This window comes from Staphylococcus petrasii (assembly GCF_002902565.1).
GTDB classification, from domain to species: Bacteria; Bacillota; Bacilli; order Staphylococcales; family Staphylococcaceae; genus Staphylococcus; species Staphylococcus petrasii.
This window is the reverse complement of sequence record NZ_PPRC01000016.1, coordinates 20,563-39,609: the sequence shown is the minus strand read 5'-3', so window position 1 is coordinate 39,609 and position 19,047 is coordinate 20,563. Positions and strand designations below refer to the sequence as shown.

At 33.5% G+C, this 19,047-nt stretch carries 20 protein-coding genes; 2 read left to right on the top strand and 18 right to left on the bottom strand.

Annotation, left to right across the window (positions count from 1 at the left end):
* Positions 1–16: 16 nt before the first annotated feature.
* The 8 genes from fabG to CD127_RS03560 all read right to left on the bottom strand — a co-directional run bounded on the left by fabG (position 17) and on the right by CD127_RS03560 (position 8,611).
* Positions 17–754, bottom strand: a complete 738-nt coding sequence (fabG, locus tag CD127_RS03595; protein WP_103297870.1) for a 3-oxoacyl-[acyl-carrier-protein] reductase — start codon at positions 752–754, stop codon at positions 17–19.
* Complete coding sequence (fabD, locus tag CD127_RS03590; RefSeq protein ID WP_103365803.1) at positions 747–1,673, bottom strand: ACP S-malonyltransferase; 927 nt, start codon at positions 1,671–1,673, stop codon at positions 747–749. The genes fabG and fabD overlap by 8 nt, the downstream gene beginning before the upstream one ends.
* Positions 1,666–2,652 (bottom strand): phosphate acyltransferase PlsX, encoded by a 987-nt coding sequence (gene plsX, locus CD127_RS03585; RefSeq protein WP_103329593.1) that lies wholly within the window; start codon positions 2,650–2,652, stop codon positions 1,666–1,668. Before plsX ends, fabD begins: the two co-directional genes overlap by 8 nt.
* Entirely contained in the window at positions 2,645–3,214 is a 570-nt protein-coding gene (gene fapR / locus CD127_RS03580; protein ID WP_103365802.1) for a transcription factor FapR, read from the bottom strand. The genes plsX and fapR overlap by 8 nt, the downstream gene beginning before the upstream one ends.
* Before the next feature lie 137 nt (positions 3,215–3,351).
* A complete protein-coding gene (gene recG, locus CD127_RS03575; protein ID WP_103365801.1) occupies positions 3,352–5,403 on the bottom strand; it encodes an ATP-dependent DNA helicase RecG in 2,052 nt (683 codons plus the stop codon).
* 202 nt (positions 5,404–5,605) lie between these two features.
* Positions 5,606–6,370, bottom strand: coding sequence for a thermonuclease family protein (locus CD127_RS03570; protein WP_235851308.1), 765 nt, complete (start codon positions 6,368–6,370; stop codon positions 5,606–5,608).
* Positions 6,371–6,563: 193 nt separating this feature from the next.
* On the bottom strand, positions 6,564–8,222 hold the full coding sequence (gene fakA, locus CD127_RS03565) for a fatty acid kinase catalytic subunit FakA (protein WP_103365799.1): 1,659 nt from the start codon (positions 8,220–8,222) through the stop codon (positions 6,564–6,566).
* A 14-nt stretch (positions 8,223–8,236) separates the two neighbouring features.
* Positions 8,237–8,611: an Asp23/Gls24 family envelope stress response protein gene (locus tag CD127_RS03560; RefSeq protein WP_103365798.1), complete on the bottom strand. Its 375-nt coding sequence runs from the start codon at positions 8,609–8,611 to the stop codon at positions 8,237–8,239.
* A 342-nt stretch (positions 8,612–8,953) separates the two neighbouring features.
* Here CD127_RS03560 and rpmB point away from each other — a divergent pair, with 342 nt between their 5' ends.
* Complete coding sequence (gene rpmB, locus CD127_RS03555) at positions 8,954–9,142, top strand: 50S ribosomal protein L28 (protein WP_103297877.1); 189 nt, start codon at positions 8,954–8,956, stop codon at positions 9,140–9,142.
* An 83-nt stretch (positions 9,143–9,225) separates the two neighbouring features.
* Here rpmB and CD127_RS03550 read toward each other — a convergent pair whose 3' ends face one another.
* From CD127_RS03550 to CD127_RS03510, 9 genes are all read right to left on the bottom strand, one after another.
* Positions 9,226–9,864: a thiamine diphosphokinase gene (locus tag CD127_RS03550; protein WP_103365797.1), complete on the bottom strand. Its 639-nt coding sequence runs from the start codon at positions 9,862–9,864 to the stop codon at positions 9,226–9,228.
* 5 nt (positions 9,865–9,869) lie between these two features.
* Positions 9,870–10,514: a ribulose-phosphate 3-epimerase gene (gene rpe, locus CD127_RS03545; RefSeq protein ID WP_103365796.1), complete on the bottom strand. Its 645-nt coding sequence runs from the start codon at positions 10,512–10,514 to the stop codon at positions 9,870–9,872.
* Positions 10,514–11,389, bottom strand: a complete 876-nt coding sequence (gene rsgA / locus CD127_RS03540; RefSeq protein WP_103365795.1) for a ribosome small subunit-dependent GTPase A — start codon at positions 11,387–11,389, stop codon at positions 10,514–10,516. Before rsgA ends, rpe begins: the two co-directional genes overlap by 1 nt.
* Positions 11,390–11,604: 215 nt before the next feature.
* Complete coding sequence (gene pknB / locus CD127_RS03535; RefSeq protein ID WP_103365794.1) at positions 11,605–13,680, bottom strand: Stk1 family PASTA domain-containing Ser/Thr kinase; 2,076 nt, start codon at positions 13,678–13,680, stop codon at positions 11,605–11,607.
* The gene (locus CD127_RS03530) at positions 13,677–14,420 is read right to left on the bottom strand and encodes a Stp1/IreP family PP2C-type Ser/Thr phosphatase (RefSeq protein WP_103297882.1); all 744 of its coding nucleotides are present in this window, start codon (positions 14,418–14,420) and stop codon (positions 13,677–13,679) included. The genes pknB and CD127_RS03530 overlap by 4 nt, the downstream gene beginning before the upstream one ends.
* Positions 14,421–14,425: 5 nt before the next feature.
* Complete coding sequence (gene rlmN / locus CD127_RS03525) at positions 14,426–15,520, bottom strand: dual-specificity RNA methyltransferase RlmN (RefSeq protein WP_103297883.1); 1,095 nt, start codon at positions 15,518–15,520, stop codon at positions 14,426–14,428.
* A 1-nt stretch (position 15,521) separates the two neighbouring features.
* On the bottom strand, positions 15,522–16,829 hold the full coding sequence (gene rsmB, locus CD127_RS03520) for a 16S rRNA (cytosine(967)-C(5))-methyltransferase RsmB (RefSeq protein ID WP_103365793.1): 1,308 nt from the start codon (positions 16,827–16,829) through the stop codon (positions 15,522–15,524).
* Positions 16,826–17,758, bottom strand: coding sequence for a methionyl-tRNA formyltransferase (fmt, locus tag CD127_RS03515; protein ID WP_103365819.1), 933 nt, complete (start codon positions 17,756–17,758; stop codon positions 16,826–16,828). Before fmt ends, rsmB begins: the two co-directional genes overlap by 4 nt.
* Entirely contained in the window at positions 17,751–18,239 is a 489-nt protein-coding gene (locus tag CD127_RS03510) for a peptide deformylase (protein WP_103365792.1), read from the bottom strand. Before CD127_RS03510 ends, fmt begins: the two co-directional genes overlap by 8 nt.
* A gap of 178 nt (positions 18,240–18,417) precedes the next feature.
* On the opposite strand from CD127_RS03510, the gene CD127_RS03505 reads away from it, so the two are divergent.
* Positions 18,418–18,621: a TM2 domain-containing protein gene (locus CD127_RS03505; RefSeq protein ID WP_103297886.1), complete on the top strand. Its 204-nt coding sequence runs from the start codon at positions 18,418–18,420 to the stop codon at positions 18,619–18,621.
* A gap of 59 nt (positions 18,622–18,680) precedes the next feature.
* On the opposite strand, the gene CD127_RS03500 is transcribed toward CD127_RS03505, so the two are convergent.
* Entirely contained in the window at positions 18,681–18,941 is a 261-nt protein-coding gene (locus CD127_RS03500) for a hypothetical protein (protein WP_103365791.1), read from the bottom strand.
* Positions 18,942–19,047: the final 106 nt, after the last annotated feature.

The following is a 19,047-nucleotide window of genomic DNA, read 5'->3' as shown; positions in this document are numbered from 1 at the left end:
ACGCCCATATTTAACCTTACATGTACATACCGCCGTTAACGTGGATTGTTTGGCCAGTGATGTATTTAGCTCTTTCAGAGGCTAAGAATGCTACTGTATAAGCGATGTCTTTATCTTCACCAAAACGTGATAATGGAATTTGTTCTAACATTTGTGATTTTAAGTCATCGTTTAAAGCATTTGTCATATCTGAAACAATGAAACCAGGTGCTACAGCATTCACTGTAATACCACGTGATGCAAGTTCACGTGCACTTGATTTAGTTAAGCCTTCAATACCTGCTTTAGTTGCTACATAGTTTGCTTGGCCAGGGTTACCCATAGCACCTACAATACTTGATAAGTTGATAATAGCACCGCCACGTTGACGTAACATTTGTGGTGTAGCTTTTTGAATACAATTGAATGTACCTTTTAAGTTTGTATTAATTACGTCATCCCATTCTTGCTCTTTCATACGCATTAATAGGTTGTCACGCGTAATACCAGCGTTGTTTACAAGTACATCTAATGAACCAAATTGACTCACAACTTCCTTAATCATTGCTTTAACTTCATCGCCTTCAGCAACGTTTGCTTGAATCGCAAAGCTTTCTACGCCTTTTTCTTTAATTTCAGCTACTACTGCTTCTGCTTTTTCTTTATTACCTGCATAGTTTACAGCTACGTTAAAGCCATCTTCAGCTAATTGTAACGCAATACTACGGCCGATACCTCTTGAAGCACCAGTTACTAATGCATTCTTGTTAGTCATGTTGATTCCATCCTTTCACATCTTCTAGAGTTTGAATAGATGTTAATTTAACATCGCGATTAATTTTTTTAATTAAACCAGATAATACTTTGCCAGGTCCAATTTCGATAAAATGATCAACGCCTTGATCGATTAACCATTCTGTTGATTTAATAAATTGAACTGGTGAATATAATTGTTTCACCATATTTTGTTTGATTGTTTCAGCATCTGTTTCGCCTTTAGCGTTCACATTTTGCACGATAGGGAATTTAGCATCATGCCAATCAAATTGATTAATATAAGCTTCGAAGTCTTTTTCAATGACTTGCATCATTGATGAATGGAACGGTCCAGACACAGCTAAAGGTAATACACGTTTAGCGCCAAGTGACTTGCCTTCTTCCGCTAATTTATCAATTAATGTTTTATGACCAGATACAACAATTTGTCCAGGACAATTAATGTTTGCTGGTTCAATTAATTCATCTTCAGTAGATAAATCTTTACAGATTGTGTCCACTTCTTCATAACTTAAACCTAGTACCGCTGCCATACTGCCTACACCATTTGGAAACGCTTGTGCCATTAATTGACCACGTTTACGTACAATTTTAACCGCGTCTTCGAAGTTTAATACGCCAGCAGCTACTAAACTTGAATATTCACCTAAACTATGTCCCATTGTATAATCTGCATTTATATTTTCAAGTGCATTTAATAATGCTGCACTATGCGTTAACAATGCGGGTTGCGTATTTTCAGTTTCGCCTAATTTCCCTTCGCTATCAGTAAACATTGTTTCTAATAAGTCAAAATCTACTGCTTCTTGTGCTGAATTTAATATCTCTGTTGCTTTAGCATCTTCAGTGTATAAATCATTTGCCATTCCAACTTTTTGAGCACCTTGTCCAGGAAAAACAATCGCAATTTTACTCATCTTGATTACCTACCGTTTCTCTCATAATTTCAACAATCTTTTCATCTCCAGCAATTTTAGCTTGGCGAATTGCTGAGTAAAATGCACGGGCATTTGAACCACCGTGAGCTTTAACTACAGTACCATCTAAACCTAATAATACTGATCCGCCATACTCTGCATAGTCCATTTTCTTAGCAAACGTATCTAAATCTTTTTTCAATACGGCTGCAGCTAATTTATTTTTAAAGCTACCTAATAATGTTTCTTTCAACATTTTACCGATAGATTTCGCAGTACCTTCAATATTTTTTAATACCATGTTACCAGTGTAACCATCTGTTACGACAACATCTGTGTTACCTTCCATTAACGTTTTCGCTTCGATATTACCAGTGAAGTTAAAGCTACCATCTTCACTTAATAATTGATACGCTTTTTTCGTTAATGAATTACCTTTAGCTGGCTCAGTACCAATATTTAATAATGATAATTTTGGATTATTAAGGCCACGCACTTTTTTAGCATAAATATTTCCAAGTTGTGCGTATTGTAATAAATGTTCTGGTTTAGCATCCGCATTGGCACCTACATCTAAGAATGTAAAGCCTTTGCCATCAATCGTTGGTAATGTAACCACAAGGGCTGGACGTGCTACACCTTTAATACGACCTACGATGAATAATCCAGCAGACATTAATGCACCTGTGTTCCCTGCTGAAACACAACCATCTGCTTCGCCATTTTTAACCGCTTCAGCCATACGTACCATTGAACTATCTTTCTTACGTTTAATGGCTCTAACTGGTTCGTCTTCCATTTCAATTTTTTCAGAACAATGTCTGAATTCAATACGTTCATGATTGAGCGTATATTGTTTTTCATCACCAAAAAGAATAATTTCCAAATCTTTAAAATCATTAACCGCTTTTTCAACAGCCTCTAACACGATACCAGGGGCATCATCGCCACCCATCATATCTATAGCAATTTTAACCATTTGCTTCATCCTCGCTTATATAAAACATTTTAAACGTGCCTTGAAACACTAAAGTATCTTTAACATAAGAGTTAACTTTTATAAAATAATGATGCGTTGTTTGGTCAGTCACATGTGCTTCTGCTCTTACAGTATCATGTAACTTCACTTTTACAATAAATTTAATCGAACTTTCCTGTGTCAGAACTGTCGATTTATGTATCAATGCTACACATAACGAATTCGCTTGCGCAAATAACACATGACCACGTGCAATTTGAGTCTTCGCAAATACCGATTCTTCTGTTACTTCAATAATCGATTGCGCTGATTCATTAGGCGCAACTTGAATCAAGTCACCTATCACTTCATTAGCCTCTAATGCGCGAATCTGCTCATAATTTTGCTCAGCTACTAACTTAATACGCTTGCGCAACTCAGGAATATTAAGATACGTGCGATCTAACCTAATCGTTTGAATACTCACACCAAACATCTCACACAGCGCACTATCCGTCATAAAGGGGTTCAAATCAATTGCCTTTTGAATGGCTTGACGACGTTCGTCTTTCTTCATTTTCAAATAAAGTTCCCCCTCTACACATGAATTTAGTACCAAGTCTTAAACATTCCTCACATATCATAACACTTTCTATTTAAGAAGCTCAACAAATATCATCCTACCTTGCCCCCTTTTTCAGAAAAGGCAGAGGCAGATGATTAATCGAAGCTCATGTGTAGCAAATTCTCATCAATAAACGTACGCAAATGTTCATAAGCATCTGTGAAAAAGACACCCGATTGAATTAACTCAGCAGCTTCATCACGCGCTACTTCAAGCATACGATAATCTTCCACTATGTTGGCCACCATAAAGTCAGGTAAACCACTTTGTTTCACACCAAAGAAATCACCAGGACCGCGCATTTCTAAATCGCGCTCACTTAACTCAAACCCATCAGTCGTTTGCGTCATAATCGTCATACGCTCAATTCCCGTTTCAGTCTTAGGCGACGCGATTAATACACAGTAACTTTGATGTTCACTTCGACCTACACGTCCTCTTAATTGATGTAACGTTGATAAGCCGAAACGATCTGCATCATAAATCATCATAAATGTAGCATTAGGCACGTTAACCCCTACTTCTACAACTGTAGTAGAAACAAGAATATCTAGTTCATGTTCACTGAAGCGTGTCATGACATCATCTTTTTCATCTGCTGGCATTTTACCGTGAAGTAATCCTACACGGCCATTGCCATAATGTGCTTGTAGTGATTCATAAAGGGCCACAACGTTTTGCACATCTTCAAGGTGTTCAGAGCTTTCAATCAAAGGACAGATAACGTATGTTTGTCTTCCTTTTTGCAATTCAGAAGTCATTTGCGCTAACACTTGTTCATATTGTTCATGCTTCGCCCAATTGGTAATGATGGGTTTACGTCCTTTAGGTAATTGCTTAATTGAAGACACGTCCATTTCACCAAATACTGAAATAGCTAAAGTTCTAGGAATTGGCGTTGCGGTCATGAATAAGACGTTAGTCATTGCACCTTTTTCTCTTAACATCTGACGTTGATTTACTCCGAAGCGATGTTGTTCATCGGTGATTACTAATCCCACATTATTGAAAATAACATCATCTTGAATCAACGCATGTGTTCCAATCAAACAATCTATCGTACCATTTTCCAATTGTTCTAATAAGGCACGACGTTTTTTTCCTTTTACAGAACCCGTTAATAAAGCGACATTCATATAGTCTCCAAACAATTCCGTTAAACTATTGGCATGTTGTTCTGCTAGAATTTCGGTAGGTACCATAAGCGCAGATTGGTAACCAGCCGTTTTTAATGAATACATACAAATAGCTGCGACGACGGTTTTACCTGAACCTACATCCCCTTGTAATAGACGATGCATTCTTATCGGCGCTTTTAAGTCTCTAAATATTTCATTAACACTTGTTTTTTGAGCGTCAGTTAATTCAAATGGTAATGTATCAATAAATGCTTTTACTTTTTTGATATCGTAATTAACTTCAATTGCTTCATCAGACGTCTTTTCTATGCGATTAAGCCATTGCATTCTTAGCTCAAACATAAATAATTCTGTGAACGCATATGTTCTACGTGCGCGCATTAACTCGGTTCTATCTTTCGGCTGATGCATTGTTTTAATCGTATAATCTAACGTTTCTAATTTATATTTATGTCGTAAGTCATCCGTTAACCATTCATGAATAGTTACATCATTTAACGTTTGATGAATCATATCACGCATTTGCTTTTGCTTAATACCTTCTTTAATTCGATACACTGGCTCTAGCTTCACTTCTTCAGTATCTTGCGCTTGGGCATCAAAGAACATACGATTACCATTAATCTCTTGTTTCGCTCTATTCCATTTCCCTTTGACTGTTACTGTGCCATGCAATTCAATTTTCTTTTTCAAATATGGTTGATTGAAGAAGACGCATTTCACTGCAATATTATCTACCATAAGATGTACCGTTAACTTCGATTTATTTCTCCCGAAAAATGCCACAGTTGGTACTGAGTAAACTTGACCTACTACCGTTACAGTAGATTGATCTTCTGCCATATTTAAATCAACTATTGTATTATCATCGTATCTTGTCGGCAAATATAGTATTAAATCTTCGACAGTATGAATGTTTAATTCATGCAATAATGCCATTCTTTTAGGTCCAAGTCCTTTAATATTTTGAAGCGGATATGGACTCTCTATTAAATTGACTTTAGACATCGTTTTCTCACCTAATATTTATAATCTTATCTCTATTTTAACATGGTTTAACCGTATTAATGATAGTTAACGCTTTTTGAAAATGAGTAATAGTAAGGAGAGAGGAAATTAGATATTTATTTTTTTAGTTTACATAATTAAATTACAGTAGCAAAAATAAAACCTGTCTTTTTTTAGACAGGTTTCTTTAATTACTATTTAATTATTTGCTTACTTCACATGCCCATCCATCTTTATCTCTATCTAATGTTGGGCGATAAGCTGGATGATTTTTACTTACACCATTTGGATATGTTTGTCTCATAGCTGTACAATTTTTAAAATATTGTGGTGTAGTAGTTTTTGTAGTTTTATTTGTTTTATTTACTGGTGTACTAGGCTTTGTAGTTTTAGGTACTGCACTAGTCTTAGTTGTCGATTTAGTAGTTGATTTAGTTGATTGTGTACTCCAAATGTTTAACTTTTCAGCTTGAGCTCTAGATTGACTCGCATATAACGTTTGTACATAAGTATTATTTGGTGGGTAAACATAAGCTACTCTAGCTAAACCTTGTCTTACAATAGCATTGTTTACCATTTGACCATCTGCGTATACATAAGCTAAATATCTACCATATTTATCTGTACGTTGACCTTTATCAAACTGAACTTGGATGTTTCGTGCGTTCGCCATCATACGAGTAGTAAATTTACTTGCTTCTGGACCATACTTCTGAACAGGTTTGCGTGGATCTTTCGTTTCAGGTGAGTCAATTAGCAATAATCTGAATGTTGCTTTTTTACCTTTGTATAGTAATTGAACAGTATCGCCATCCACACCTCTAACAAATTTAGCTGGTTCTTTTTTTAGTGACGTTTGCGCATTAGCAATATGAGAATGATATGTATAACTAGTTCCTAAAGATAATGCTATTACGCTGACTAAAGTGATAATGAATGTTTTAATAATTAAACTTGAATTTTTCATCTCTATCCTCCTAAGTTTCATCAAATATATTTTATACTAATTTTAGAAAATATAAATATAAATTTTTGTAAATTTTTCTAGTATTTAAATTTTACACATTATTGAAACTTAAAAAGCGTAGGTCTGCTTAATTTTTTAAAAATAAAAAAGATGGCAGAGCAAATTTACTCTTACCATCTAAAACTTTTAAATTCTATTCAACTGAGAATAAATATTGATAAATAGGTTGGCCACCATCATGTTCTTCCACTTCAACATCTGGATATTCTGCTTCAACCCATTCAACTAATTGACTTGTCATATCTTCACTAGCTTCTTCACCAGCGATAACAGTTAAAATTTCGCTATCTTCATTTAATAATTCAGATAGTAGGCCTTTAATAGTTGTGAATTCATCAGCATTACTAGTAACAATCTTACTTTCTGCTAAGCCCATAAATTCATCTTTTTTAATTTCTACGCCGTCAATCTTAGTATCTCTCACTGCAAATGTGATTGAACCAGATTTCACTGTTTCAAGCGCAGTAGTCATGTGAGATTGGTTCTCTTCCAATGTAGATGATGCATCATATTGGAAAAGTGCAGCAATACCTTGAGGAATAGAAGTTGTTGGAATGACAACAGTATCTGCTTCAACTAATTCGGCAGCTTGATCACTCGACATTCTGATATTCTTATTATTAGGAAGAATAATCGCACGTTGACATTGAGATTGTTCAATGACTTTTACAATATCTTCAGTAGATGGATTCATTGTTTGCCCACCACTAATAATATGTGTTGCACCCATTGAAGTAAATAATTCTGAAATACCTTCACCCATAGAAATCGCAATAATAGCTATTTCTACTGTTTTAGGTGCTTCATCTTTAGCCGTATGTTGATTTTGTTGTTCTTTACGGATAACTTCACGATGTTGTTCACGCATATTTTCTACTTTTAATTTAATTAATTCACCATATTGTTGACCATAGTTAAACACTTCGCCTGGAGTTTCAGTATGTACGTGAACTTTAACGATTTCTTCATCATTGATAACAAGTAAAGAATCGCCAAATTGGCTCATGTCATTTCTAAATTCTTGTTCATCAAATTCTTTTTTATCTTTTCCAAAGCGGACCATCATTTCAGTGCAATAGCCATATTTAATATCTTCAGTATTAATTACACCATGGAAATCGTGTTCTTCATGAACTAAGTCATCTGTGTCTAATTTAGGTTTCTTAGCTTCAACTGTTTCACCTTTAAGCCCTTTTAAGAAACCTTCATAAACGCATAATAAACCTTTACCACCACTATCAACGACACCTACTTCTTTTAATACAGCTAATAAATTTGGTGTATTGTTTAGTGATTTTTCAGCTTCTGCAATTGTGTATTCCATTACTTCAACACAATCGTCTGTTTCTTCAGCTTTATTGATAGCCGCATTAGCTGCGTCTTTAGCAACTGTAAGGATAGTTCCTTCTACAGGCTTCATTACCGCTTTATAAGCAGTATCTACTCCAGCTTGGAAACTGCTTGCTAATTGTTGCGCATTGATTTGTTGCTCTTGTTCAATATTTTTACAAAAGCCTCTAAATAATTGAGATAAAATAACGCCTGAATTACCACGAGCGCCCATTAATAAACCTTTAGAAAATGTTTTACCTAGTTCACCAATACTATTTGATAAATTATTCTCAACTTCTTCACGCCCTGAAGTGATAGTTAAGTTCATATTTGTTCCTGTATCGCCATCTGGAACAGGATATACATTTAGGGAATCCACTAAATCTGCGTTATTAGATAAATTTTGTGCCCCTTGTATAATCATATCGGCAAATAATTTACCGTTAATTGTGCTAATCATCGTGCTTTGTCCTCCTATACCTTCTTGCCCTTGTGATTAAGTCGTACACCTTGTACAAAAATATTAATTGAATTTACTTTGACATTTAACGAATGTTCTAGTGTGTATTTAACAGATGATTGAATGTTATTAGCTACTTCAGAAATTTTTACACCATAGCTCACGATAATATACATATCGATATCAATCACGCCATTGTTTTCTTTAACAATAATACCTTTAGCATAATTTTCATGGCCTAAGATTTCAGCAATACCATCTCTAACTTGTTGTCTAGATGCCATACCTACTATTCCATAACTTTCAACTGCTTTACTGCCTACCACTGATGCGATTACTTCATTTGAAATATCTATTTTGCCATAGTCGTTTGAGATTTCAATAGTCATCTTCCTATTCCTCCTGAATTATGGTTAAAATGACGTTAACTTTAAAGAAACTACACTAAGATTATAGATAACTCTTTGAGTCGTTTATAATATGTATACCCTATCTATAATCAATATTTTATTTAAATAGTGAAAAACACTATTGGTTCATACTCAAATAATTTAATTATTTAAGATGTGTTACATAACTCCTCAGCTTACAATTATACCATAATTTGAGGATTTCAAAACATTTTAAGTTAAATTACATTTTATTTTATTGCTTTCAAATTTCATATATGGTATCTTATTAAAGTATATAAGTAGTCAAGTGTATTTATATTTATTAAAGGAGGTACTTTGATGGGTAAACAATGTTTCGTAACAGGTCGTAAAGCATCGACTGGTAACAATCGTTCACACGCTTTAAATGCGAACAAACGTAGATTTAATGCTAACCTTCAAAAAGTTAGAATTTTAGTTGACGGAAAACCTAAAAAAGTTTGGGTTTCTGCGCGTGCTTTAAAATCTGGTAAAGTTACTAGAGTTTAATAAATATAATGCACAAAAAATGCCTTCATATGTGGTGAAGGCATTTTTTTATGTCTAAATTTCTATTATGATGAATGTTATCGTTATAAATCTTTACTTCTCATTTGAAGTACTTGGCCATTTTCAACATTGATATGCGCAATTGGTTCTTCCACTTCATTAGAAATAGTTAGTGTTGAACCAATTTCTAAATGTTGATTTTGCAGATTATATTTAAATCCTTTTAACGTTAAAGTAACTTCTCCATTTACAGGAATAAAGGATACGTATTTGTATTCCGCAGACTTTGCAATCGTATGTATACCACTATTTAATAATTGAATTTCATTTTGCTGATCAACTACGACTAATTTGATTTGTTTGTCAGAATAAATAGGTTTCAGCAAAATTTGAAGCATCCCCATAAAGTGATCTAAACGGCCGCCAGTGGCTCCAAAAATATAAATTTCATTATAACCTCGTTGGACTGCTTCCTCGACACCAAGTGCTAAATCAGTATCATCTTTTTCAGCTTTAACTGGATGAATATCAAGCGTTTCTTTTAAGTGATTTCTTTCCTCATCTGTTACTGAATCGAAGTCTCCTACTGTGAATTTAGGAATAATTTGATGATTAGTAAGTATTAAAGTACCTCTATCGATGCCACCCCAGTGTACGTCTTGTGCATTATTAAATATATTTTGAGGTAAATGTCTGTCTCCACAAAGTAAATTGATTCTCATCTCAATCAACCTTTCAAACGTTGTGTAACCTTTTTATAATCATCTTGTTTAAAGAAATAAGATCCAGTTACAAACATAGTGGCACCATTCTCTGCACATAGTCCAATCGTTTCATCATTAATTCCACCATCAACTTCAATGTCGAAATGCAATTCTGATGATTCTCTTATATCACGTAATAATCTCACTTTAGTGGCACAAGCTTCTATAAATGATTGTCCACCGAATCCAGGGTTTACTGTCATAATTAATACGTAATCAACCATTTCTAAAATAGGCATCAATGCTTCTACTGGTGTACCAGGATTAATAACTACGCCAGCTTTTTTACCAGCATTTTTAATCATTTGTAATGCACGATGAATATGAGGCGTTGCTTCTACATGAATTGAAATCATATCAGCGCCGTGTTCAGCAAAAGTTTCAATATATTGTTCAGGATTCTCAATCATCAAATGTACGTCAATTGGAAGTTGAGTCGCACTACGCATGGCATCTAAAATAGGCAATCCGATAGAAATATTAGGCACAAATTGTCCATCCATTACATCGAAGTGTAGGCCATCTACTTGAGCTTCTTCTAATAAAGCAATTTCATTTTTTAAATTTAAAAAGTCTGCTGATAATAGCGAAGGATATATTCTTCTCATTAATATCTAACCTTTCTATTAGAAATTTCATTGAATAATTGAAGATAATGATCATAACGAAATTGTGGTAAATGACCTTCATCTAACTGTTGTTTTACATTACATTGAGGTTCTTTAATATGGTTACAATTTCTAAATTTACATTGTTCACCGTAGTTATCAATATCAATAAAATAATGTTTTAAATCATCTTTTTCAATATGATCAAAATCTAAAGCACTAAACCCGGGAGTATCAGCTATAAAGCCATTCTCTCTTTCAAACAATTCTACATGTCGTGTGGTATGTTTACCACGGTTAAGCGATTTCGATATGTCATTTGTTTCAAGATTTAGCTCAGGATTAAATGTATTGATAAATGTTGATTTACCTACACCAGATTGCCCACTTAAAACTACTAATCCGTTAGGCCATGAAGCAACGACATCGCTTTTATCAGAGTCCTTACCAACAAATTGAGTATTATAGCCAATAGATTGATAATTAGTTAATAATGATTCAATATGTTCAATTTGTGCTTCTGATGCTAAATCTTTCTTCGTAACTAATATACTTGGTGCTAAATCATAAGAATGTGCAATGACTAAGAATCGATCTAATAATTGCGTTGAAAAATCAGGTTCTACCGCACTCATCACTATAATTAAACCATCAATATTACTTACTGGCGGACGTTTTAAAGCGTTACGTCGATCATGTACATGATGAATATACCCTTCATCTATGTTTTGTATATCAAAATCTACAATATCACCCACGATAGGAGAAAACTTTTTCTTTCTAAATAACCCACGTGGTTTAGTATCATATAATTTCCCTTCTACATCTACTTGATAAACGCCACTTACTAATTTAATAATACGTCCAGTCTCCAAAATGACACCTCTTGTCTTATATTTATAATTACATATTATAGCAAAATGTGAATGAATATTCTAAGTTAGAGTAAAAAGAAGTTATGCATACTTAAGTTTACATAATTTATTTATAGTTAAAAATAAAAATAGTTATAAAAAAGCCTCAAAATGATTTCGATATAAATTCAAAATCACTTTGAGACTTTCAGCATCATTATTTTATTGAAACACTATTAATAATAAATGTCTTTATCTGCCACGACTTTACCATCTACTCTAATGGTATAGCCAGCTGATGTTCCTTTTTCAATTGCCAAAGGAATTGATATCGTTTTGTCATCAGTAATTGTGTAAGTTTGAATAGCGCTTGTACCACTATTATCTTTATCTCTCACATATACTTGAACTTTCTGACCTTTATCATCTTCTCCAGTGTATGGTATTGTGTACGTTTCATTATAGTTTTTTACATCCGCTGTATTTTTCGAATCATCACTTTTTTCTTGTGAATCGTTCTTTTTATTATCTTCTTTGTCTTTACTGTCCTTACTATCTTCTTTATCTACGTTATCTTTATTATCTTTCTTATCCTCTTTACCTTTAGAAACAGTAAAGTGGATAGTACTACCTTCCTCTACTTGTGTACTCTTAGGTGTTTGAGAAATAATTTTATCTTTTTTAATATCATCACTATATTCTTCTGATATTTCTACTTTTAATTTGTTTTTCTTTAATTCTTTTTTGGCAGTTTGATAATCTTCGTTTTCATAATTTTTAACATAGACTTTTTTTACACCTAAAGACTCAGTTAATACAATATGATGATCATTCACTTTCACATCACTATCTGGATTAACATTTTGACGAAGGATGCTACCTTTTGGCATTTGATTACTATATTCTTGTTCAATAGAAATATTATTTAGTTTTAATTCTTTTAATTTATTAATCGCATCATCTTTTTTCATACCGATAACATTTGGCATTTTTGCACGCTCAGGCCCTTTTGAAAGAATGATATCTACTTTATCATGCTGATTAATTCTTTCACCAGCTTTAGGGGTAGACTTCATAATTTTATTTTCAGGATAAGTATCGCTATATTCACGTGAAATTTTACCGATTTCTAAATGTGACTTACGGAGTATCTTTTCCGCTTCTTTTTCAGTTTTACCTGTTAAATCTGGCATTTCAGAGTATTTATCACCAAACATACCCATGGCTATAAATCCGAATAAACTTACTAAAAGAAAAAGTAAAATTAAAACTATAGCAAATTTCTTCTTTTTAGAACGTTTCTTACGAGGAGGCTCATATACATGGTTCTCGCTCGTTTGAAATTGATGCTCATTTACGATAGGAATTTGCATGGTTTGTGCAATATTTTTCTTAGCATCTTCTTCTTTTAACTTATCTTTAATTTCATTTTTATCAATAGGGACCGTTTTTTTCTCATCACTTTCAAGCGTATGTTTTTCTTCATTAATACGGCTTGAAACTAATACACTGCTTAAATCTTCCCTCATATCTCTTATACTTTGGTAACGATGTTCTGGATTTTTAGCAGTCGCCTTTAATACCACATTACTTAATGATTGAGGAACATCTTCCCTCTGATCAGTCACATTTGGAACAGATTCTTGAATATGCTTTATGGCAATACTTACAGCAGTTTCTCCACTAAATGGTGGATGACCAATTAGCATTTCATAAAGGACTATTCCAATTGAATAAATATCTGTAGTTTCATTAGTTGTTTCACCTTTTGCTTGTTCAGGTGATAAATATTGTACGGTACCTAGCACGTGGTTAGTTTGTGTCATAGAGGTTTCACTAAGTGCTTTAGCAATGCCGAAATCAAATATTTTTAATGTTTTGTTTTTATCGATTAAAATATTTTGAGGTTTAATATCTCTATGTACAATTCGCTTTTCATGGGCTTGTTGCACACCTTGTAAAATTTGTTCAATAAAATTAATTGCCGTATCAATACTTAGTGGTCCATGACTATGTATATATTCAGAAAGCGTAGGACCATCAATATATTCCATTATGAGAAAAAAACATTCTTCTTCTTCATCTACATCATAGACTTCAACGATATTATTATGAATCAATTGGGTCGCATTATTAACTTCTCTTTCAAAGCGACGCATCGTTTCGTCTTTTTCATTCTGCGAAATTGAAATTGCTTTAATAGCTACTTTTCGATGCAAAATAGTATCTTCAGCTAGATAAACAATACTCATTCCACCGCCACCAAGTTTATCTAAAACTTTATAGCGTTCACTAATCAACTTTCCTATCATACATTATCACCTTCAATAGAAGCTAATAGCACACTAATATTATCTTTAGAACGATGATATAACGCTAATTGAATTAACTGATTACCATGTTCTTCCAGTGATAATGGTTCACTTAAGGCTTCTAAAATACGCGCGTCCCTTACATAATCTGTAAGTCCATCTGAAGCTAGTAAAAGATAATCATAATAACTAAAGCGTTTAGTAAATATGTCAGGGTTCACACGTTTATCTGTGCCCATCACCTTAGTAATAATATTACGTTGAGGGTGAGTCCATGCTTCTTCTTCAGTAATTTGACCTGTCATCAACAAATGATTAACAAATGAATGATCGTGGGTAATTTGTTCAATCTCTCTTGTACTTACCACGTAAGCTCTGGAATCTCCAATATTAGCGACTACTAATTGTCTATCGAAGACAAGCGCACAGACACATGTTGTGCCCATGCCTCTATAGTCTTCATGACTTTGAGCATACTCAAATAGATCCCGATTTATATCTTTTAAAGTCAAACGCAACCAGTTTTCTGCTTGTTCGAACTCAATAAAATTTTCTTCTTCAAAGCGTTTTTGAAGTTCATAAGTAACAAACTGGCTTGCAATTTCTCCTGCTTTATGACCGCCCATTCCATCGCATAACACTAATAATTGTTGATGGGTTTGGTTATAAAAAATGCCTCCAGCATCTTCATTCTTGTCTCTATGTTGTCCAGTATCTGTGAAAAATTGTGCGTTTAACATTTTGATTACCTCGTTTCTACTTCTCGTTCCTTAGCTCTTAATTGTCCACATGCTGCATCAATATCGGCACCTTGTTCACGTCTAATCGTAGCATTAATGCCGAGTCTTTTTAATTCTTTTTCAAATTTAAAAATATCATCTTTAGGTGTCTTAACATAATTACGTTCTGGAACATGGTTAACAGGTATTAAATTCACATGGCAATTTAAATCTTTAATTAGATGCGCTAAATCACGTGCATGTTCTAATTGATCATTAACGCCTCCAAATAAACCATATTCAAAGGTAACACGGCGATTTGTTTTTTCTTGATAATATTTAATCGCCTCCATCAACTTATCTACATGATAAGCACGGTTAATAGGCATTAATTTAGAACGTATCTCATCTTTCGCAGCATGTAAACTTACTGCAAAGTTGATTTGAATATCTTCTTCTGCAAAATCATAAATACGTGGAATAATACCTGATGTTGAAACCGTGATATGACGCGCACCGATATTTAAACTATTATCGTCATTAACTATACGTAAAAAGTCCATCATTTCATCGTAGTTTTCAAATGGTTCACCAATTCCCATGATAACAATTTGAGAAACACGTTCGTTTGTAGCGTCCAACGCTTTTTGTACAGTTAATACTTGAGAAACAATTTCTCCCGCTTCTAAATTACGTTTTAACCCTCCTAATGTAGAGGCACAGAATGTACAACCAATACGACAACCTACTTGTGTCGTTACGCATACTGAATTACCGTAATCATGACGCATTAATACCGTTTCAATCGTATAACCATCTTGTAATTCAAATAAAAATTTAATCGTACCGTCTTTACTTTCTTGTTTTACTACGGTAGTCAACGTTGTCATAGCAAAGTTATCTTTTAACACTTGACGTAAATCTTTAGATAAATTTGTCATCTCATCAATGCTATTGACGCGTTTTTGATATAACCATTCAAAAATTTGTTTCGCTCTAAATTTCTGTTGGCCATGTTCAACTAGCCACTCTTGCATTTCATCAAATCTTAAAGAATAAATCGATTGTTTCTCGAAATCAGGCAAGAATTTATTTTTCTTCTTTTTTTCAGCAGTTATCATCTTAACTTTCCTTTCTTTTTATTTTAGTTATGAAAAATCCATCCGAATCAAAGTCTTGGGGTAAAATTTGTAACGTTTTAACTTGTTCTCCAGTTATTGGATGTGTGATAGGCTCAAATTCAAATTCTTTATTACGTTTTAAGAAAGTATAAATCACGTTCTCATTTTCAAGTTGCTCTATCGTACACGTTGAATAAATAAGTGTACCTCCAGGCTTTAAGTTACCTTTTACATTGTCTAATATCTCAAGTTGTAATTCAACTAGGTCATTAATACTTTGTTGAGATTGTACATATTTAATTTCAGGTTTATGTCTCAATACACCTAATCCGCTGCAAGGCGCATCTACTAAAATTTTGTCATACATACCTTTATAAGGTGTTGTAGCATCGTGATCAAATGTTGTTATATTCTTAAGTTGTAATTTTCTAATATTTTCTTTAATTAAGCCAATTTTATGCTTATGGACATCTGTCGCATCGACGTGACCATTTGGCGACAACAATTCTGCCATATGACATGCTTTACCGCCCGGTGCACTACATGTATCTAAAATTTCATCATTAGGTTTCACGTCCATGAAGTAGCCTACAAACATTGAACTCTTATCTTGAATTGAAATAAGTCCTTCTTTAAACGCTATCGACTCTACCACTGGTTTACCTTTTAAATGTAAACAGTATGGAATGATATTATCTATTTCAACTTCGTACCCTTCATCTTGTAAACGTGCTACCATTTTTTCAGGACTAATACGACTAGTATTAACTCTCACAGTATTCGCTGTTTGTTCGAGAAACGCGTTGGCGATTTTATGCGTTTGTTCAATGCCATGATGAGTGATCCAATGTTCGATAATCCATTTCGGTACACTATATTGAATAGACATACGTTGCTTTTCATTTTTAATAGTATCAATACTAGGTAAATCGCTTCTGAAAATCGTTCTTAAAATACCATTTACTATATTACCATTATGTGGGCCGCCACGACGTTTTGCGATATCTACGGCCTCATTAATAATGGCATGATTAGGCACTTTATCTAAGTAAATATATTGATATAAACTCATCCATAATAATTGTCTTACCCAGCCTTTTACTTTTGTTTTAATAAAAGGTTTCAAATAAAAATCTAATGTTAATTTACGTTTTATCGTGCCATAAACTAATTCTGTGAAAAGAGGTTTATCAATAGAAGATATTTCCTCATTAGACAGTATTTCGTTAATCTTTAAGTTACTATACGCATTATCATTTAATATATCTTGAATAGCTTGAAACGCTAGTTCTCTCACTGTTTGTGTCATACTAATGTTTTCCCAACTAGAGATTCTTGCACGCCACTTAAGTAATTACTTACTAACATACGTTTTTTCCCTGCTAATTGAATATCTGTTAATGCAACAGCATCATCTGAACCTGTCCCAACTATAATAGCTTTTTTAGTCGTTTCAATAATTTGGCCTGGTTCGCCTTTTTTACCTTCAATAATATGCGCAGCAAATAGTTTTAAGTTTGTGTCATCCATCTTAGTATAAGCTACTGGCCATGGCGATAATCCTCTAATGTGGTTATGAACATCTTGTGCTGATTTCGTCCAATCAATACGCTCATCTTCTCTGCTAATATTTGAAGCGAAGCTAGCCTTTGTATCGTCTTGAGGAATACTATCATTCGTTCCTTCAATAATTGATGGTAGTGTTTCTTTTAATAAATCGGCACCTAAGAAACTTAATTTGTCATGCATTGTTCCTACGTTATCATCTTGCTCAATATCAATCGCTTTTTGAGAAATAATATTACCAGCATCTAATTTTTTCACCATATACATAATAGTGATACCAGTTTGTTTCTCTCCATCAATAATCGCTTGATGAATTGGTGCACCACCGCGATATTTTGGCAATAGTGAGGCGTGAACATTGATAGCACCTTTTTTAGGTAAGCTTAATAAACTTTCAGGTAATAACTGACCAAATGCAGCAGTTACAATTAAATCTGGCTCAAGGCTCAATAATGTAGTCAGTTCTTCTGAATCTTTAAGTTTTTCAGGTTGATAAACAGGTATATCATGCGCTTGAGCTACCTTTTTAACTGGTGGTGGTGTTAACACGCGTTTACGTCCAACTGGTCTATCTGGTTGAGTAACGACTGCGATAACCTCATGCTCTGCTATTAACATTTCTAATACTTTTGTTGAAAAATCAGGTGTTCCCATAAAAATTACTTTACTCATTTTCAAAATACGCCTCCACTTCTTCTTCAGTTAATACTTTCTTAGCACGTTCGGTAAATAATATGCCATTTAATTGATCGACAATGTGTAAGATCATGCGTGCCACATCATCATAGGCAGTCAGTTCTATTTTATTTCCTTCTAAGTCATTACCTTCTACTGTAATCATTTTACTACGTTCTACTTCCGCATATACACCAGGTAGATTTACAGAACCTTCTAAGTCGGTAATTTTCTCCTCTGATTCAGATTTAATGATAGGATTTACAAGTTGTAATAAACCTTCCAATTCCATATCAATCATCGCTACTTGCTTACTAATCCCTATTTGAGGTGCACTCAATGCAGAGGCTTCTTCAGCATATAGTGTATCTTCTATATCTAATAGTAAATCTTTTAATACATCATCAAATTGTGTAACGGGTTGTGCTTTTTTAGTTAATACAGGATGCGTAGATTGGACTAATTTTTGTATCGCCATAATGTATGCTCCTCCTGAAAAAATTCATCATATAATTATAACTTAATTCAAATTGAATTGCGACCTTAGACTGAAATTAATACTAAATAGATTGTTATCAATTGCATTTAAATTTGATACGATTAAAATAGAAAGTGAGAAGGAATTAAATATAAAAAAGATTGGAGGTGTCATTAAAATGGAAGTAAATAAAATTATCTATATCGTTTTAGCGGTATTTTTAGGTAGCTTTGGTGTCCATAAGTTTTATGCTGGTAAAACTATGTCAGGCATTTTACATTTAGCTTTCTTCTGGACAGGCATTCCACATATCATCGCTATTATTAGTGCAATCTTAACATTATTCAGACCTGCCGATGAAAATGGTAACGTAGTAATGTAGAATATTTATAAAAAGTTACGCTACAGAACATCAACTCTGTAGCGTAACTTTTTTTCTTATTATATAGTAAACAAAACAATTGGTAGTATAAGTGCTATGATACTTAATGATGTTACGATAATAAAGCATATCTCATTCATATAACTTTTATGAATTTCTTCTTTAAATTGTAACGCCATGTTTTGAATGGTCCAATTTAAAATTTCGTAATTACTATCTATTGTTTCTTTTGAAATTTGATCAAGATGATTAAATCTTGAATCGACATGTTCTTTAAATTCCTCAAATGCTTTGGTGCCGACGTATTTTTCTTCAACCATAGCGGTCATCCTCCATTATTAAAATGCCAAGTGCTTACAGTGATGTGTGTGTTCTAGATGCTTTAATGACATCAAATAATTAATGGGTAAATTAAACATTGCGTTT

What these genes read in the sequence shown, in the direction of transcription:
- fabG (WP_103297870.1), bottom strand. Translation starts at nt 754, where the DNA reads ATGACTAACAAGAATGCATTAGTAACTGGTGCTTCAAGAGGTATCGGC.
- fabD (WP_103365803.1), bottom strand. Translation starts at nt 1,673, where the DNA reads ATGAGTAAAATTGCGATTGTTTTTCCTGGACAAGGTGCTCAAAAAGTT.
- plsX (WP_103329593.1), bottom strand. Translation starts at nt 2,652, where the DNA reads ATGGTTAAAATTGCTATAGATATGATGGGTGGCGATGATGCCCCTGGT.
- recG (WP_103365801.1), bottom strand. Translation starts at nt 5,403, where the DNA reads ATGTCTAAAGTCAATTTAATAGAGAGTCCATATCCGCTTCAAAATATT.
- CD127_RS03570 (WP_235851308.1), bottom strand. Translation starts at nt 6,370, where the DNA reads ATGAAAAATTCAAGTTTAATTATTAAAACATTCATTATCACTTTAGTC.
- fakA (WP_103365799.1), bottom strand. Translation starts at nt 8,222, where the DNA reads ATGATTAGCACAATTAACGGTAAATTATTTGCCGATATGATTATACAA.
- CD127_RS03560 (WP_103365798.1), bottom strand. Translation starts at nt 8,611, where the DNA reads ATGACTATTGAAATCTCAAACGACTATGGCAAAATAGATATTTCAAAT.
- rpmB (WP_103297877.1), top strand. Translation starts at nt 8,954, where the DNA reads ATGGGTAAACAATGTTTCGTAACAGGTCGTAAAGCATCGACTGGTAAC.
- CD127_RS03550 (WP_103365797.1), bottom strand. Translation starts at nt 9,864, where the DNA reads ATGAGAATCAATTTACTTTGTGGAGACAGACATTTACCTCAAAATATA.
- rpe (WP_103365796.1), bottom strand. Translation starts at nt 10,514, where the DNA reads ATGAGAAGAATATATCCTTCGCTATTATCAGCAGACTTTTTAAATTTA.
- pknB (WP_103365794.1), bottom strand. Translation starts at nt 13,680, where the DNA reads ATGATAGGAAAGTTGATTAGTGAACGCTATAAAGTTTTAGATAAACTT.
- CD127_RS03530 (WP_103297882.1), bottom strand. Translation starts at nt 14,420, where the DNA reads ATGTTAAACGCACAATTTTTCACAGATACTGGACAACATAGAGACAAG.
- rlmN (WP_103297883.1), bottom strand. Translation starts at nt 15,520, where the DNA reads ATGATAACTGCTGAAAAAAAGAAGAAAAATAAATTCTTGCCTGATTTC.
- rsmB (WP_103365793.1), bottom strand. Translation starts at nt 16,829, where the DNA reads ATGACACAAACAGTGAGAGAACTAGCGTTTCAAGCTATTCAAGATATA.
- fmt (WP_103365819.1), bottom strand. Translation starts at nt 17,758, where the DNA reads ATGAGTAAAGTAATTTTTATGGGAACACCTGATTTTTCAACAAAAGTA.
- CD127_RS03510 (WP_103365792.1), bottom strand. Translation starts at nt 18,239, where the DNA reads ATGGCGATACAAAAATTAGTCCAATCTACGCATCCTGTATTAACTAAA.
- CD127_RS03505 (WP_103297886.1), top strand. Translation starts at nt 18,418, where the DNA reads ATGGAAGTAAATAAAATTATCTATATCGTTTTAGCGGTATTTTTAGGT.
- CD127_RS03500 (WP_103365791.1), bottom strand. Translation starts at nt 18,941, where the DNA reads ATGGTTGAAGAAAAATACGTCGGCACCAAAGCATTTGAGGAATTTAAA.